The organism is Pseudomonas sp. SIMBA_067, assembly GCF_046534675.1.
Lineage (GTDB): Bacteria > Pseudomonadota > Gammaproteobacteria > Pseudomonadales > Pseudomonadaceae > Aquipseudomonas > Aquipseudomonas putida.
Genome location: NZ_JAWRYH010001126.1, coordinates 1 through 244 on the forward strand (window position 1 = coordinate 1; position 244 = coordinate 244).

1 pseudogene is annotated in these 244 nt (G+C 57.4%); it reads right to left on the reverse strand.

The window, feature by feature from the left end:
- Positions 1–244, reverse strand: a pseudogene (locus tag SB765_RS32795) (ATP-dependent DNA helicase RecQ); the annotation flags it as partial.

Here is a 244-nt window from a genome sequence, read left to right on the forward strand (position 1 = left end):
GCGCCATAAACGGGAGCGTCGGGAACCGCTGACGCAGCTGACCGAGGGCAGCGTATTCCGGGCGGAAATCGTGGCCCCATTGGGAGATACAGTGCGCTTCATCAACGGCTAATAACACCGGATTCCAGTGCGCCAGATGCTCAAGAAAGTTATCTAGCATCAGGCGTTCCGGCGCGATATAAAGCAGGCGGATTTGCCCGGTGCGACAGCCTGTCATAACTTCAAGTTGCTGCTCGCGGGTTTG